This window comes from Saccharothrix sp. HUAS TT1 (assembly GCF_040744945.1).
GTDB lineage: Bacteria > Actinomycetota > Actinomycetes > Mycobacteriales > Pseudonocardiaceae > Actinosynnema.
This window is the reverse complement of the sequence record NZ_CP160453.1, coordinates 427148-443693: the sequence shown is the minus strand read 5'-3', so window position 1 is coordinate 443693 and position 16546 is coordinate 427148. Positions and strand designations below refer to the sequence as shown.

Below are 16546 nucleotides of genomic sequence, written 5' to 3'. Positions count from 1 at the left end.
CATGACCGAAGAAGAGCGCGAGTCGGTGTCCGAGGTGGCTCCCCGCCTGTTCGCCGTGGTGGAGCGCGACCCGGACCTGCAGGTCGCCGCGTGGGGTTTGGCGTTCGAGGAGAGCGCTCAGGTCGTCACCGAGGACGGCATGCTTCGCATGGACCTCCAGGGTCCCGAGAGCTGCCTGCACCTGTTCAAGGGCTCCGAGCTGCTCTGGCTATGACCGAATAAAAAAGTTGTCATGACAGACAAACTTGTCCTACGCTGAAGCGGCACCCGACGAACAGGAGCCGACGATGTCCTTCCAGGCGTACCTCGACACCATCGAGCGGAAGACCGGCAAGACACCGGCGGAGCTGCTGGCGGAGGCCGGTGACCGCGGCTACGGCGCGACCACCAAGGCGGGCGTCGTCCTCGACTGGCTGAAGAACGACTACGACCTGGGTCGCGGTCACGGGATGGCGCTGTACCACGTGCTCAAGAACGGCACCGCGATCAGCGACAAGCACGTCGGCGGCTCCGGCGCCCACCGGGACGCCTCCGCGACCCTGCGGGTGGACGGCCTGGCCAACCGCTGACCCGCCACGAGGTCAGGAGCAGCGCGTCCCCTCGGCGGGCAGCTCCAACCCGATCAGGTACTCGTCCCCGGCGTCGTCCACGCACGAGTTGCCCTGCAGGTAGACGGTGTGCTGGTTGCCCTCGAACGTCAGCAGCCCGCCGCCCAGCTCCTTCGCCAGGCTGACGCCCGCCTCGTACGGCGTGGCCGGGTCGCCGGTCGTGGAGATCACCAGCACCGGCGGCAGGCCGGACACCGGCTCCTGCTCCTGCACGGTCGGCGGCACGGGCCAGAACGCGCACGAGTCCAGCGCACCGGCCGCCGGCTGGCCGTCGTCCAGGAACGGCGCGGCCGCCTTGTACCGCCGCGCGACGTCGTCCAGCACGGCCCTGTCCGTGATCCGCGGCTCGTCCACGCACTTCACCGCGACGAACGCGTCCGTGATGGTCGAGTACCGGCCTTCCTTGTCGCGGTCGAAGTAGTTGTCCGCCAGCAGCATGAGCACGTCACCGCGGTTGTTCTTCAGCTCGGTCAACCCGGCGTTCAGCGGCGCCCACAGCTCCTCCGAGTACATCGCCTGGATCGCGCCGGTGATCGCGTCGTTGTACGACAGCTTCCGCTCGCCCACCGCCACCGGCCGCTGCACGAGCGGCAGCGTCAGCTCGCGGAACGCCTGGTTGGCCTTCGCCGGGTCGCTGCCCAGGGCGCAGTCCTGCCGGGTCGCGCACCACGCGGCGAACGCGTCGAACGCCTTCTGGAACCCGGCGCCCTGCGCGATCAGCGACTCGACCTGGTTCTGCGTGGGGTCCACCGCGCCGTCCAGCACGAGCGCCCGCACGTTGCCGGGGAACGCCTGCGCGTAGGCCGCGCCGATGTGCGTGCCGTAGGAGTAGCCGAGGTAGGTCAGCTTCTCGTCGCCGAGCGCGGACCGCATCACGTCCAGGTCGCGCACCACGTCCCGGGTGCCGATGTTGGCCAGCACGTCGACGCCGGTCGCCTCGGCGCACTTCTCCGCGTACGCCTTGTTCTCGGCCTCGGTCTCCGCCACACCGCTGGGTGACGTGTCCACGTCGGTGTCCAGCCGGTCGGCGTCCCGTTCCTCGTTGGTCAGGCACCTGACCTGCGGCTCGCTCGCCCCGACGCCGCGCGGGTCGAACCCGATCAGGTCAAAGCTGTCACCCACCGGGGAACCCTTGACCTGCGTGCCCAGGCTCGCCGCCGCCGCCATGCCGGACGCGCCCGGACCGCCGGGGTTGATGATCAGCGACCCGATCCGGTCACCGGCCGCGCGCTGCCGCAGCAGGCCGACCCGGATCGTGCGGCCCTCGGGCTCGGCGTAGTCGAGGGGCACTTCCAGCCGGGTGCACTCGATCGACTTCTTGTTCTTGAACAGCGTCGTGGACGACCCGGTCGTGGCGTAGGGCGCGCAGTCCTCCCAGCCCAGCTGCTGGCCGTAGAACCGCTCCAGCCCCGCCGGCACCGCCCCGGCCGGCCCTCTCCGCTCCAGCGCGGTGCCGGCGGTGGGCGACCCGGGCAGCACGCTCGTGCACGACGCGAGCAGCGGGAGGGCGAGGAGGAGCATCATCCGACGGCGCACGCGTTCGATCGTAGGTGTGACTCGTCCGCCACAACGCCCGCCAAGGCCGCCCCGGGTGAGCGAGAATGCCTGCATGCCACAGCTCCGACTCGCCCTCGCCCAGGTCAACGCCTGTGTCGGCGACCTGACGGGCAACACCGAACTCGTCCTCGAGTGGTCCCGCAAGGCCGTCGAGGCCGGCGCCCACCTGGCGGTCTTCCCCGAGATGGCGCTGACCGGGTACCCGGTCGAGGACCTGGCGCTGCGGGTGTCGTTCGCCGAGGCGTCCAAGGACGCCCTGACCGGGCTCGCCACCGCGCTGGACGACGCGGGGTGCGGCGAGCTGGCGGTGTTCGTCGGCTACCTCGACCGCGACGAGCACGGCATGCGCAACGCCGCCGCCGTGCTGCACCGGGGTGAGGTGGTGGCTCGGCAGTACAAGCACCACCTGCCCAATTACGGGGTGTTCGACGAGCGCCGGTACTTCACGCCCGGCGACACTCTGGACGTCGTGCGCGTGCACGGTCTTGAGGTCGGCATGGTGATCTGCGAGGACCTGTGGCAGGACGGCGGTCCGATCGCGGCGCTCGGCGAGGCCGGGGTGGACCTGGTGGTCTCGCCGAACGCGTCGCCCTACGAGCGCAAGAAGGACGACGCCCGGCTGCCGCTGGTGGCGCGGCGGGCGGTCGAGGCGGGCGCGCCGCTGGCGTACGTGAACCTGATCGGCGGGCAGGACGAGCTGGTGTTCGACGGTGACACGATGGTGGTCACCGCGGACGGTTCGCTGATCACCCGCGCGCCCCAGTTCGTGGAGCACCTGGTCGTGCTGGACCTGGACCTGCCGGGCGGGACGCCCAGGACCGAAGGTGGTTACGGCGGGTTTGTGGTCCACCGCCGATCCTTGACCCATGACCCGCTCCCGACCTACGACCCGCTGCCCGTCCCGCAGCCCGCCGAGCCGCTGTCCGACGAGGCGGAGGTGTGGCACGCCCTCGTCACCGGCCTGCGGGACTACGCGCACAAGAACGGCTTCCGCTCGGTCGTCCTCGGGCTGTCCGGCGGCATCGACTCGGCCGTGGTGGCCTCCCTGTCGGTGGACGCCCTCGGCGCCGACAACGTGTACGGCGTGTCCATGCCGTCGGTGTACTCGTCGGACCACTCGAAGTCCGACGCGCACGACCTGGCCCAGCGCACCGGCTGCCACTACTCGGAGCAGCCGATCGCGGACATGGTCGCCGTGTTCGTCGACCAGCTCGGGCTGACCGGGCTGGCGGAGGAGAACGTCCAGGCCCGGTGCCGCGGCGTGACGTTGATGGGGTTGTCGAACCAGCACGGCCACCTGGTGCTGGCCACCGGCAACAAGACCGAGCTGGCGGTGGGCTACTCGACCATCTACGGCGACGCGGTCGGCGGGTTCGCGCCGATCAAGGACGTGCTCAAGACGCTGGTGTGGGACCTGGCGCGGTGGCGCAACGCGCAGGCGGAGAAGCTGGGGGAGGTGCCGCCGATCCCGGAGAACTCGATCACCAAGCCGCCGTCGGCCGAGCTGCGCCCGGGCCAGGTCGACACCGACTCGCTGCCGGACTACGACCTGCTCGACTCCGTGCTGGACGACTACGTGGAGGGGGACAAGGGGTACCGCGACCTGATCGCGATGGGCTTCTCGCACGAGCTCATCGACAAGGTCCTGCGCATGGTCGACAAGGCCGAGTACAAGCGCCGCCAGTACCCGCCGGGCACCAAGATCACCTTCAAGGCCTTCGGCCGCGACCGCCGCCTGCCGATCACCAGCGGCTGGCGCGAGGGCTGACAGAGGGGCAACCGGCACCCCACCCCGCTGCCCGCGCCCATCCCTCCGAGCTGTCGGCCGTGCAATCCCACCGGCCGCAGTCGGCGTGCGTCGAGCGTGGCCTAGGCGGTTGCCGTGGTGCCGGTCGTGCCCGTCGGCCCGCTCGTGCCGGTGGTGGGCGCGGTGCGGGTGCCGGCCTTCGGCGAGTGACCGGCGCCGATCGCGCCCGCGATGGCCAGCGCCCCGAACACCACCAGCACGACGGCGAGCAGCCAGGCCAGCGCGATCACGCTCGCCACCGGCCACACCAGCACCACAATTCCCCCGATCGTGGTCACCACCCCGGAGAACACCGCCCACCCGCTGTTCCCGAACCCGTGGAAGACCTCGGCCACCCCGCCGACGACCCAGGTCGCCCCCAGCAGCAACGCCAGCACCGCCACCGTCTGGAACGGCTCGCGCAAGCACAGGATCCCCGCCACCAGCGCCAGCAGCCCGGCCACCGCCGACAACCACCGCCGGTGGCCCATCGAGTCCGCGCTGAACGAGCCCACCAGCCAGAACACCCCGGTGACCAGCAGCTGCACGCCGAACAGGACGGCCGCCGCGAGCACCGTCAGGCCCGGCCACAGCATCACCGCCAGTCCGATCACCACGGTGATCACCCCAAAGGTGATCCACAACGCCTTCGGCTGACCGGCCCGCAACTCACCCCGCGCGGCCTGACCAGCGGTGTTCGCCTCTGGATACGTCATGCGGGCCATGGTCCGTCCGTTGCCGCCCGCCCGCAGCGCATGTCACCCGCCCGAGTGGTCCACCTGCACCCCGGTGACTCGCCGCACATTCCATCTCCACCGTTGGAGTCGGCGACGGCTCCGGCGTACGGTCAAGTCCAACCCGAGCGTTGGAACCGAGGAGCGCCGTGCCCAGGCCGACCCGCCCACCCCTGCTGATCGCCACCCTCGTCGCCGCCGTGATCCTGGCGGTGGGCCAGCTCTACCTGACCGTCCCGCTGCTCCCCGGCGTGGCCGACCGCTACGACGTCACCCTCTCCGCGGCCTCGTGGGTCGGCGGCGGCTTCGGGTTCGCGTTCGCGCTGGGCAACCTGGTCTTCGGCACCATCTCCGACCGCTACGACCGCCGCCACGTGATGGCCTTCGGCCTCGCCGCGGGCGCCGTGGTCGGCCTCGTCGCGGGCACGTCCACCGCCTTCGCCCCGCTGCTGGCCGCCCGCGCCGTCCAGGGCTTCCTCGCCGCCGCGATCCCGTCCGTGTCCCTGGCCTACGTCGCCGAAGCCCTCCCGCCCGCACGCCGCGCGGTGGGCGTGACGGCGGTGTCCGGCTCGTTCCTGCTGGCGGGCCTGATCGGCCAGGCGTACGCCCTGGGCGTGGACAAGGCCATCGGCTGGCGCTGGGTCTTCTGGCTCCTGGTCCCCGCACTGCTGGCAGTGGCACTGGCGGTCACCCGCCTGCCCAAGATCCCCCGCCCGACTCCCACCCCACTGGCGACGACGTTCACCAGCCTGGGTGGTCTTCTCCGCCGTCCGCCACTCCTCGTGGCCTACGCGGGCGCGATCACCCTCCTGCTGACGTTCGTCGGCATGTACACCGCCCTGACCACGACCGTCGGTGAGCGCTACGGCATCCACGCCGCCGCCGACCTCCTGCTACTGCGCCTGCCCGGCCTGCCCGGCATCGCGCTGGGCCTGTTCGCCGGCCCGCTGATCACCCGCTTCGGCCCGCACCGGGTCGCGCCCGCGGCGTTCCTGGTGGCCGCCGCCGGCCTGGCGCTGGAAGCCGGCTCCACCACGCTCCCGGTGCTGCTCGTCGGCAGCGCGGTCTTCGTGGCGGGCCTGGCGGTCACCATCCCGGCCCTGGTGGCGCTGGTCGGCCGGGCGTCCGGCGAGTCGAGGGGCGCGGCCCTGGCGGGCTACGGCTTCCTGGTCGGCCTGGGCTGCGGCATCAGCCCGGTCCTGGTGACGGCCCTGGCCCCGGCCGGTTTCGCCGCGATCTGCCTCACCCTCGCCGCCCTGCTGGTGGTCGCGGCGGGCGTCGTCGCCCTCGGCCCGGCGCCCGCTACCGCGCCGGCGTGACCTGCGCCGCCAGCCGCCGCGCCGCCTCGACCACGGCCGCACGGCGGCGGTCGGCGTCCTCCGGGCCCGTCACCATCCGGGCCACCTGGGGCACGGCCAGCCACCACGACGTCAACGACATGATCATGAACACCAGGTCGGCCGCGCCCGGCGACGCGTCCAGCACGCCGTCCGCCTGCGCGGTCCGGAAAGCCTCGACCTTCCGCCGGTAGTGCGCCGCCCGCCCCTCCTCGTCGGCCACCGCGCCGTCCCCGTACGCCAGCGCCTCCCACTGCAGCAACCGCACCAGGTGCGGGTTCGCCAGGTGGTAGTCGAAGCACCGGCCCGCGTACTCGCCGACGTCCCGCACCGGCTCGAACGGCACCGCCGCCGCGATCCTGGCCAGCTCGTCCGACAGCACGGCGTTGAACAACTGCTCCTTGTCGCCGAAGTAGTTGTAGAGCCGTTCCTTGTTCACCCCGGCCCGCGCCGCGATCCGCTCCACCCGGGTGCCCGCCAACCCGTGCGCGGCGAACTCGACGACCGCCGCCTCCTTCAGGCGCCGACGCGTCTCCTCGGTGTTCCAGGCCACGCCGCGATGATAACCAACCGAACCGTTGCGATCACCGGACGCGGGGCAGCAGCAACGACACCGCCGCGCCGACCGCGCAGATCACCGCCGTGATCCAGAAGATCTCGTGGTACTCGGTCAGCAGCGCGGCCGTCAGCGCCTCCCGGTAGGCCGCCGCCTTCTCGGCGAACTCCTCCGGCGACACCCCGAACGGCAGCGGCGTGTCCAGGTCCGCCGTCAGCTCCCGGAACCGGTGCAGCCCCCAGGCCGACAACCCGGCCACGCCGACCAGCATGCCCGTCATCCGCGCGACCACCACGGCGGCGGAAGCGACACCGTGCCGGTCGTCGGGCACCACCCGCAGCACCGCCGCCGACACCGGCGCGATCACCAGCCCCAGCCCGAACCCGGCCACCGCCAGGTCCCGCCCCACCACGAACGACGACACCGACGCGGGCCACTGCGCGATCAGCACGTACGCGCCCGCCGCCAGCGCCAGCCCCGCGAACGACACCCACCGGTCACCGAGCCGCGTCCGCGCCGCCAGCCACCCGCCGACCAGCGCGCCCACCGGCAGCGCGACCAGGAACCGCGCCAGCATCCCCGCCGCCGCGGCCGAGTCGCGCCCCAGCACGGTCTGCGCGAACAGCTCCACGTCCACCAACGTCACCATCAGCGCCGCACCGGTCGCCAACGACACGCCCAGCGACGCCAGGAACGGCCGCATGGCCACCCCCGCCGGGTCGAGCAGCCGCACGGACGACCGCCGCTCCCACAGCACGAACCCGGCGAACACCACCGCCGACGCCCCGAGCGCGGGCCACCCCCACGGCGGCAGCACCGCGCGCGCCGGGTCCGGGTTGTAGAGCCCGACCACCAGCGACGACAGCGCCAGCGCCAGCAACCCGCCGCCGACGACGTCGATCCGCACCGCGGACCGCACCGACCGCGGCACGGTCAGCTGCACGACCACCATCGCGACCGCGGCCAGCGGCAGGTTCACCCAGAACACCCACCGCCAGCTCTGCGGCTCGACGGACTCGAAGAACGACCAGGCGTTGAACAACGACGCCAGCCCCACGCCGTACAACGTGCCCAGCACGCTGCCCAACTCCTGCGCCGCGCCCACCACGCCCAACGCCGACGCCCGCCGTTCGGCCGCCCACAGGTCGGCGACCAGCGCCATCGTCACCGGCAGCAGCGCGCCACCGGCCAGCCCCTGCACCACCCGCCCGGCCACCAGCAGCGGCAGGTCGCCCGCCAGCGCGGTCACCGCCGAGCCGACCGCGAACCCGATCAGGCACAGGTGCAGCACCAGCCGCCGGCCGAACCGGTCCGACAGCTGGCCGAGCAGCGGCATCCCGGCCACGTACCCGAGCAGGTAGCCGGTCACCACGGGCGTCGCGCGCTCCAGGTGGTTCACCGGGATGCCGAGGTCGCGCACCACGTCCACGAGCACGCCGACGACCACGTACGCGTCCAGCGCGCCCAGCAGCACCGCCGTCGCGCCCGCCCCGATCGCCAACCGCCGCGCCCGGACCGCCGAGCCGGCCACCACCGCGCTCACGCCGGCGGCGACACGGTGACGGGCTTGTTGAAGTCGGACAGCCCGATCGTCACCTTCGCCCCGCCCGGCAGCGTGAACAGCGCCTTCTGCAGCTTGTCGTCACGGATCGAGAACTCCGACGCCACGTCCGCGTCGATGCCCGGCACCAACCCGGCGACCACGTCCTTCGGCACGGTCGCCGTCACGACGGTCACCCCGTCGTCCGAGGACACCGTCTTCGCGTCCCGCGCGTCGGCCAGCACCCTGGCCACGCCCTCGTCCGGGTCGAGGATCGCGGTCGGGTCGTACACCTGGCCCGCCAGCGCCGCGGGCAGCTTGGTGAACCCGCCGGTCGGCCCCTTGAAGTACAGGTCCTGCTCGACCAGCACGTACTCGACCTCGATGAGCTGGCCGAACTGCACGACCTTCGCCCGACCCGTGGACTCGCCCCGGGCGTTCAGGTCGCCCTCGGCGTCCTTCACCGGCACGTCCGGCAGCTCGCCGTCGACCTCGATCGTGAAGTGGGTGCTGGTCACCGCCTTCATGCCCTCGGCGGTCCTGGCCAGCAGTTCCGGTCCGGCGGGCAGGGAACCGGCGCCGCCGCCGGAGGACGTGCAGCCCGCCACGAGCGCGAGCACGAGCGACCCGATCAGGGCGCGACGAGGGAGCATGGGTCGAATCGTAGATCCAGCCGCCCCGCGGGTTCGGCCGAACACCGACGCGAACCCGTGACCAGCGCAATCGCCGGACGTCGGCGACGGCTCGGCGCTTTCCGCCGAGTCGGCAACGCGGGGTTAACCGTCCTTACCTAGGCTTCGGGTCATGAACCGCCAGCAGGAGTTCGTGCTCCGCACCCTTGAGGAACGCGACATCCGGTTCGTCCGGCTCTGGTTCACCGACGTCTTGGGCTTCCTCAAGTCGGTGGCCATCGCGCCCGCCGAGCTGGAAGGCGCCTTCAGCGAGGGCATCGGCTTCGACGGTTCGGCCATCGAGGGCTTCGCCCGGGTGTACGAGTCGGACATGGTGGCCAAGCCGGACCCGTCGACGTTCCAGGTGCTGCCCTGGCAGACGCCGGACAAGAGCCACTACTCGGCGCGGATGTTCTGCGACATCGCGATGCCGGACGGCTCGCCGTCGTGGGCGGACCCGAGGCACGTGCTGCGCCGCGCCCTGGCCAGGGCCAGCGAGGCGGGCTTCACCTGCTACGTGCACCCCGAGATGGAGTTCTTCCTGCTCAAGGGCCTGCCGGACGACGGGCGCGAGCCGGTCCCGGCGGACAACGGCGGTTTCTTCGACCAGACCAGCCACGAGACCGCGACCCACTTCCGCCGGCACGCCATCGAGGCGCTGGAGGCGATGGGCATCTCGGTCGAGTTCAGCCACCACGAGGGCGCGCCCGGCCAGCAGGAGATCGACCTGCGCTACGCCGACGCCCTGACCATGGCCGACAACGTGATGACGTTCCGGTACGTGATCAAGGAAGTGGCGATCACCCAGGGCGTGCGGGCCTCGTTCATGCCGAAGCCGTTCACCGACCAGCCGGGCAGCGGCATGCACACGCACGTCAGCCTGTTCGAGGGCGACCGCAACGCGTTCTACGACGCCGAGGACCCCTACCAGCTGTCGGACACCGGCAAGATGTTCGTCGCGGGCCTGTTGAAGCACGCCCGGGAGATCTCCGGTGTGACCAACCAGTGGGTGAACTCCTACAAGCGCCTGATCGTGGGCGGCGAAGCGCCGACGGCGGTGTGCTGGGGCCACGCGAACCGGTCCGCGCTGGTCCGCGTGCCGATGTACTCGCCGGGCAAGTCGTCGTCCCGCCGGGTGGAGATCCGGTCGCTGGACTCGGCGTGCAACCCGTACCTGGCGTACGCGGTGATACTGGCCGCCGGCCTCAAGGGCATCGAGAAGGGCTACGAGCTGCCGCCGCCCGCCGAGGACGACGTGTGGTCGTTGACAGACCGGGAGCGCCGCGCCGCCGGGTACGACAACCTGCCGCAGAACCTGGGCGAGGCGTTGACCGAGATGGAGAACTCCGAACTGCTGCCCGAAGCCCTCGGGGAGCACGTGTACGACTTCTTCCTGCGCAACAAGCGGGCAGAGTGGGACGGGTACCGCCGCAGCGTGACGCCGTACGAGCTGCGCAACCTCCTTCCGGTCCTGTGAAGGACACACCGGTGCGGGTGGTCCACACCGGGCACTCGGAGAAGCTAGGTTTGCAGACCGTGACCGAGGTGCCCGCGCGTTCGGAATCCCGTCCCACGTTCATCGCCTGCACGGTGGCCACCGCCGCCGAGCTGCCCGCGGTGAAGGTGCTGTCCAGCTCGTTCCTGGCCAACCACCCGCAGGCCAGGTTCATGGCGCTGGTGGTCGACGCCCAGCCGGAGAACTCCGGTCCCGGCCTGGTCACCCCCGCCGACCTGGGGATGAGCCGGGAGGAGCTGGCCGAGCTGGCGACCGGCTGCACGGCGTCGCAGCTGTGCGGCGTGCTGCGGCCCGCGCTGCTGGAGCAGCTGCTCGGCCAGGGCGTGCCGGTGCTGTTCCTGGACCCGTGGGTGCAGGTGCTCAGCCCGTTGACCGACCTGGTGGAGGCGGCGGTCCGCCGCGGCCCGCTGGTGCTGCTGCCGAGGTCGCTGCGGCCGTTGCCGGACGACGGCCTGCGGCCGACGCCGACCGAACTGCTGGAGACGGGCGTCTTCGACCCGGGCTTCCTGCTGGTCGCGCCGGGCGCCGAGCCGTTCCTGCGCTCGCTCGGCGAGCAGCTGCGCCGCACGCCGGATGCCACCAAGGCCGTGCTCGACATGGCGCCCGCGCTGGTGAACGTGCACGTGCTGCGGGACGCGACGGTCGGCCTGTCGGTGTGGAACGCCGCCCAGCGGGACCTGCACCGGCGGCCGGACGGGACGTTGACGACCGTCGGCGAACCGGTGCGCAGCGTGCACTTCGCGGGCTTCGACCCGAACCGGCCGTGGCTGCTGTCCGCGGCCTTCGCCGACCGGCCGCGCGTGCTGTTGTCGGAACACCCGCTGCTGGCGGACCTGTGCACGGCGTACCGGGCGGAACTGGTGCGCAAGGGCCACACGCCGCAGCGGGTCCGGTACGGCTTCGGGCAGCTGCTGGACGGCACCCAGCTCCCGGACGAGTTGCGAGCGGACTACCGCGAGGCGGCCCGCACCCACCCCGGCTCCGCCTTCAGCCCGGACGGCTGGTCAGCGCCCGAACCACCCGCCGACCCTGCCGCCGACGCCGCACCGACCAGGGTGAACGGCACCAAACCGAGCTTCGCCCCGGCCGCCCCTGTCGCTCCTGCCGCGCTGAGCGACACCCCGGCCACCGAGCCCGACACCGAGCCCGACACCGATGCCGCCGTCGGGGCGAGCACCGAACCCGCCGCCGAGCCGCCCCAGGCCGGGCAGCTCCCCCTCGACCGGCCTGCCGACCCCGCCGAGCCGCCCGCCGCCGACCAGGTCACCCCCGACCCGGCCGCCGAGCAGCCCCAGGCCGAGCAGCCCGCCGCCGAGCCCGACTCCGAGCCCGTTGCCGCACCACCGCGCCCCGCCGCACCACCGCGCTCGACCGAAGCCCCCAAGCCACCCCGCTCCACCCCACCCCCGGCCTTCGGTCCCGACAACGGCGCGGCCTTCGTGGCCTGGGCCAGCGAGCCCGCACCCGACCTCCCCGGCAGCACGCGCTGGTCCGCCGCCCTCTGGCGCTCCGACCAGGCCCTCCGCACCCAGTTCCCCCACCCCTTCGACAACGACGCCCAGGCGTTCCGCGACTGGTGCGCGAGCGTCGGCGTCGCCGCGGGCCGGCTGCCCGTGGAAGCCGTGCCGAGCGCCCGCGCCGACGCGCCCGTCCTGCACGACCAGCTCGGCGTCAGCGTCCTCGGCTCCGGACCGATCGCCGAACTCGTGCACGCCGCCGCCCGCGCGTCCGGCCTCCCGACCTCGACCACCGCCGGCTACCCGGTCGTGGTCCGCGTCGGCACCGCCGAACGCGTCCCGGACAGCCGCTTCGTGGTCGACTACCTCCTGGACGACGACCAGCCGACCGGCGCCACCGAGGTCTGGGTCCCCTCCGAGACGACCCGCGCCGCACTCGAACGCCAAGGCGGCCCGACCGTCCGGGTCCTCCCGCTCCCGGTCCCGGAAGCCGAGCCCGCGACCCCCGGCGACGACACCGAAGGGGTGATCTTCGGAGCCCTCGCCGACCACGCCATCGACCGCGAGGGCAACGTGCTGGGCGCGGTCTCCGCGTTCCTCTCCGCCTTCCCCGACCGCAACGACGTGACGCTGCGCATCGAGGTCACCAACGCCGCCGCGCACCCCGAGGCCGCCGAACGGCTGCGGCTGGCCACCGCCGCCGACCCGCGCATCGAGCTGGTCGACGCGCTCGGCGCCGTCGACTGCCTCGTGCACCTGCACCGGGGCGGCGCGTGCGACCGGGTCGCGCACGTCCTCGCCGGGCACGCCGCCGCGGCCACCCCGATCCTCACCTCGGACCACGGCGCGGTCGCCGAGCTGTTCGACAAGGCCGCGGTGATCTTCGTGCCGTGCCGCCACGGCGTCGAGCCGGACGTCCAAGCCGCCGCCAAGCTCATGCGCGCCCTCGCCGAGGACCTGCCGGCAGCCGCCGCCATCGGCATCAAGGGGCGCGACCACGTCCGCGCCACCCGCGACGTCGCCAAGATCGGCGACCTCCTCCGCGAACGCGTCGAGCACGCCTACCGCGGCTGGCGCGCCCGCCGGGCCAAGCCCGCGCCGACCGTCGACCCGCTGACGGCGCTGCACTCGGCGAAGCACGCCCTGCTGCGCCAGCCGGACGTGGGCACGGCCAGCCGCACGCCGATGGCGCCGCAGCTGCGCAAGGTCGTCCTGCGCGTGCTCGACCACTACGACAACCACATGCGCGACGTGCTCGGCACCCTGGTCGACGGGGTCGAGCGCACCGCTTCCGAGCTGGTCCGCCGCCAGGACGACCTGTCCACCGGCGTCGGCCTCGGCGAGCTGGAGGTGCTGCGCGCCGAGCTGGAGCAGCACGCCGAGCACCAGGGCCACCTCGCCGACCAGCTCGTGGGCGTGGACGACGGCGTGGTCCGCGTCCGCGCCGACATGGCGGGCCAGGGGCGGCGGCTGCGCGAGATCGAGGACGCCGTCGTCGCCGAGGCCGCGAAGCGCGCCAAGCAGAGCGACGCCCTGGCCAAGCGCATCGACAAGCTCACCGTCGCGCTCGAACGCACCCTCGACCGGATCGACTCGCTGGAGTCCAAGGTCGTCGACGTGCTGCGGGACCGCGACACCAAGCTCGACGCCGGGCTGCGCGCGGCCAACCAGGCCCAGCACACCGCCGACGCCCTGCGCCGGGTCGTGGTGCGCGAGCACGAGCGGCACAGCGACGGTGTGCCGCGCAGCTCGCTCGTGCTGACCGACGTCGGCCTGCTGCGGCTGCCGTCGGACGACGCGTTCATGCTCCCGATGCTGTCCAGCAACGGGGTGTGGGAGACCGACCTGTCGGAGCTGATCGACTCGGTGGTCGAGCCGGACGGCATCTTCCTCGACGTCGGCGCGTACGTCGGCTACCAGACCGTGCGGATGCTCAGCCGGTTCGGCACGGGCGGCGCGGTGGTCGCGGTCGAGCCGTGCCCGTCCGCGCGGGCGCTGCTGCGGCACAACGTCGACGTCAACCTGCCCGAACGGGTGGCGCAGCAGCTCGTCCTGGTCGACGCCGCCGCGTGGGAGACCACCGGCGAGCTGATCACCCAGCCCGCGCTGACCGGCGGGGTGTCGGTGGCGCCGCTGCCGGAGGACGCCGGTGACGACGTGCCGAAGGTGCGCGCGGCCAGGCTCGACAAGGAGCTGGAGGCCGTGCCGTCGCTGCAGGGCCGCAAGCTGTCCGTCGTTCGGGTGGACGCGCCGGGCCGAGGTCACCGCGCGTTGGCCGGACTGGTGCGCCTGCTGCGCCGGGATCGCCCGCACGTGTTCCTGGAGTTCTCCGCCTCGGCGACGGAGGGTTTCGGCGACGATCCGGTCACGGTGCTGAAGGAGTTCCGGATCTGGGGCTACGACCTGGTGCCGGTGGCGACCCGCGAAGCGGCCTCGCCGGAGCAGATCGTGGCCGCGATGCGGGGCGTGCGGACCACTTCGCTGTGGCTGCGCCCGCGCCCGATCCAGGCGAAGGCGCCCGGTCCCCAGCTCGCCGTGCCGGCCCGCACCGCTCCCGCAGCGCCCTGACCAGGCGATTTGACACGGGCGAAGGTCATGAGTAACTTTTACCGAGTCGCCAGCAAGAACCTCGGAACGAGCGGTTGACACCGCGAATCGGGCCGAGTAGACTACTGCGGCGTCAAGCCTCCAGAAACGAATAAGCAGCACAGCGTGCTGCCTCCGCTCTGGGACTCAGAACAAATTGAATGCAAAGCGAGTTTGTCGCGGCGCCGAGCAGGTCGAAACGGCCGATTTGACACCGCGAAAACGAACGAGCTAAGCTTCAAACACAAGCGAAACACCGGAAACACAAAGCCCCGGAATGAACTGCGGTAAGACGCGGGACGTGATGGTGAGCGCGTGTTCTTTGAGAACTCAACAGCGTGCCGAATAGCCAGTAAATTGTATGACCTCGTCAAGAGGTTTTCCTTTGAGATTGTTACTGGACAACTGACATTACTTGTCAGTGTTGTTCGGAGCGATCGAACTCATTCCTTATTGGAGAGTTTGATCCTGGCTCAGGACGAACGCTGGCGGCGTGCTTAACACATGCAAGTCGAGCGGTAAGGCCCTTCGGGGTACACGAGCGGCGAACGGGTGAGTAACACGTGGGTAACCTGCCCTGTACTCTGGGATAAGCCTGGGAAACTAGGTCTAATACCGGATATGACCTGCCTCTGCATGGGGGTGGGTGGAAAGTTCCGGCGGTATGGGATGGACCCGCGGCCTATCAGCTTGTTGGTGGGGTAATGGCCTACCAAGGCGACGACGGGTAGCCGGCCTGAGAGGGTGACCGGCCACACTGGGACTGAGACACGGCCCAGACTCCTACGGGAGGCAGCAGTGGGGAATATTGCACAATGGGCGAAAGCCTGATGCAGCGACGCCGCGTGAGGGATGACGGCCTTCGGGTTGTAAACCTCTTTCAGCAGGGACGAAGCGTGAGTGACGGTACCTGCAGAAGAAGCACCGGCTAACTACGTGCCAGCAGCCGCGGTAATACGTAGGGTGCGAGCGTTGTCCGGAATTATTGGGCGTAAAGAGCTCGTAGGCGGTTTGTTGCGTCGGCTGTGAAAACTTCACGCTTAACGTGGAGCCTGCAGTCGATACGGGCAGACTTGAGTTCGGCAGGGGAGACTGGAATTCCTGGTGTAGCGGTGAAATGCGCAGATATCAGGAGGAACACCGGTGGCGAAGGCGGGTCTCTGGGCCGATACTGACGCTGAGGAGCGAAAGCGTGGGGAGCGAACAGGATTAGATACCCTGGTAGTCCACGCCGTAAACGGTGGGTGCTAGGTGTGGGGGACTTCCACGTCCTCCGTGCCGCAGCTAACGCATTAAGCACCCCGCCTGGGGAGTACGGCCGCAAGGCTAAAACTCAAAGGAATTGACGGGGGCCCGCACAAGCGGCGGAGCATGTGGATTAATTCGATGCAACGCGAAGAACCTTACCTGGGCTTGACATGCACTGGAAACCAGTAGAGATATTGGCCCCCTTGTGGCCGGTGTACAGGTGGTGCATGGCTGTCGTCAGCTCGTGTCGTGAGATGTTGGGTTAAGTCCCGCAACGAGCGCAACCCTCGTTCCATGTTGCCAGCGCGTTATGGCGGGGACTCATGGGAGACTGCCGGGGTCAACTCGGAGGAAGGTGGGGATGACGTCAAGTCATCATGCCCCTTATGTCCAGGGCTTCACACATGCTACAATGGCCGGTACAGAGGGCTGCTAAGCCGTGAGGTGGAGCGAATCCCACAAAGCCGGTCTCAGTTCGGATCGGGGTCTGCAACTCGACCCCGTGAAGTCGGAGTCGCTAGTAATCGCAGATCAGCAACGCTGCGGTGAATACGTTCCCGGGCCTTGTACACACCGCCCGTCACGTCACGAAAGTCGGTAACACCCGAAGCCCGTGGCCCAACCAGCTTGCTGGGGGGAGCGGTCGAAGGTGGGACTGGCGATTGGGACGAAGTCGTAACAAGGTAGCCGTACCGGAAGGTGCGGCTGGATCACCTCCTTTCTAAGGAGCATCTGCACTCCGGTTTTCCGGAGTGGAGGCCACGCTGGCGGCGAACGATCGTCGGGTGGAGCTCATTATTGTGGATGCTGGCTATATGCAGGACTTCGGGTTGTCTGGAGAGTTAGTACTGTCCGCTTGCGGGCGTGGAAGGGTCTTCAGAGGGTTCAAAGCTTCTGTTCGGTACGCTGTTGGGTCCTGAGAGAACACGTGAGTGTTTTCCTCAGCGAGA

11 protein-coding genes and 1 rRNA gene are annotated in these 16546 nt (G+C 70.7%); 7 read left to right on the top strand and 5 right to left on the bottom strand.

Translation table 11 applies throughout. The features are described from left to right. Position 1 precedes the first annotated feature (1 nt). Positions 2–214, top strand: a complete 213-nt coding sequence (locus AB0F89_RS02175; protein ID WP_367132009.1) for a hypothetical protein — start codon at positions 2–4, stop codon at positions 212–214. Positions 215–287: 73 nt separating this feature from the next. Continuing rightward, on the top strand, positions 288–569 hold the full coding sequence (locus AB0F89_RS02170) for a DUF4287 domain-containing protein (RefSeq protein WP_367132007.1): 282 nt from the start codon (positions 288–290) through the stop codon (positions 567–569). Between the two features lie 12 nt (positions 570–581). Here the strand turns inward: AB0F89_RS02170 and AB0F89_RS02165 are convergent, their stop codons facing one another. Then, the gene (locus AB0F89_RS02165; protein ID WP_367132005.1) at positions 582–2144 is read right to left on the bottom strand and encodes an alpha/beta hydrolase; all 1563 of its coding nucleotides are present in this window, start codon (positions 2142–2144) and stop codon (positions 582–584) included. A gap of 73 nt (positions 2145–2217) precedes the next feature. Between AB0F89_RS02165 and AB0F89_RS02160 the strand changes: the two genes are divergently transcribed. Beyond that, complete coding sequence (locus AB0F89_RS02160) at positions 2218–3933, top strand: NAD+ synthase (protein ID WP_367132004.1); 1716 nt, start codon at positions 2218–2220, stop codon at positions 3931–3933. A 101-nt stretch (positions 3934–4034) separates the two neighbouring features. Here AB0F89_RS02160 and AB0F89_RS02155 read toward each other — a convergent pair whose 3' ends face one another. Further along, entirely contained in the window at positions 4035–4667 is a 633-nt protein-coding gene (locus AB0F89_RS02155; protein ID WP_367132002.1) for an HdeD family acid-resistance protein, read from the bottom strand. Between the two features lie 167 nt (positions 4668–4834). On the opposite strand from AB0F89_RS02155, the gene AB0F89_RS02150 reads away from it, so the two are divergent. After that, positions 4835–6004, top strand: coding sequence for an MFS transporter (locus AB0F89_RS02150; protein ID WP_367132001.1), 1170 nt, complete (start codon positions 4835–4837; stop codon positions 6002–6004). Here AB0F89_RS02150 and AB0F89_RS02145 read toward each other — a convergent pair. From AB0F89_RS02145 to AB0F89_RS02135, 3 genes are read right to left on the bottom strand one after another with little or no spacing between them, the layout of a single operon-like run. Further along, complete coding sequence (locus AB0F89_RS02145) at positions 5988–6575, bottom strand: TetR family transcriptional regulator (RefSeq protein ID WP_367131999.1); 588 nt, start codon at positions 6573–6575, stop codon at positions 5988–5990. The two genes, AB0F89_RS02150 and AB0F89_RS02145, sit on opposite strands and share 17 nt — an antisense overlap. Positions 6576–6606: 31 nt before the next feature. Beyond that, positions 6607–8121 (bottom strand): MFS transporter, encoded by a 1515-nt coding sequence (locus tag AB0F89_RS02140; RefSeq protein ID WP_367131998.1) that lies wholly within the window; start codon positions 8119–8121, stop codon positions 6607–6609. Next, the gene (locus AB0F89_RS02135) at positions 8118–8771 is read right to left on the bottom strand and encodes an LppX_LprAFG lipoprotein (RefSeq protein WP_367131996.1); all 654 of its coding nucleotides are present in this window, start codon (positions 8769–8771) and stop codon (positions 8118–8120) included. The genes AB0F89_RS02140 and AB0F89_RS02135 overlap by 4 nt, the downstream gene beginning before the upstream one ends. Before the next feature lie 151 nt (positions 8772–8922). Between AB0F89_RS02135 and glnA the strand changes: the two genes are divergently transcribed. The 3 genes from glnA (at position 8923) to AB0F89_RS02120 (ending at position 16317) form a co-directional block, all read left to right on the top strand. Then, on the top strand, positions 8923–10266 hold the full coding sequence (glnA, locus tag AB0F89_RS02130; protein ID WP_367131994.1) for a type I glutamate--ammonia ligase: 1344 nt from the start codon (positions 8923–8925) through the stop codon (positions 10264–10266). Positions 10267–10325: 59 nt separating this feature from the next. After that, positions 10326–14330 (top strand): FkbM family methyltransferase, encoded by a 4005-nt coding sequence (locus AB0F89_RS02125; protein ID WP_367131992.1) that lies wholly within the window; start codon positions 10326–10328, stop codon positions 14328–14330. Between the two features lie 468 nt (positions 14331–14798). Then, positions 14799–16317, top strand: a 16S ribosomal RNA gene (locus tag AB0F89_RS02120). The last annotated feature ends 229 nt before the right edge of the window (positions 16318–16546 follow it).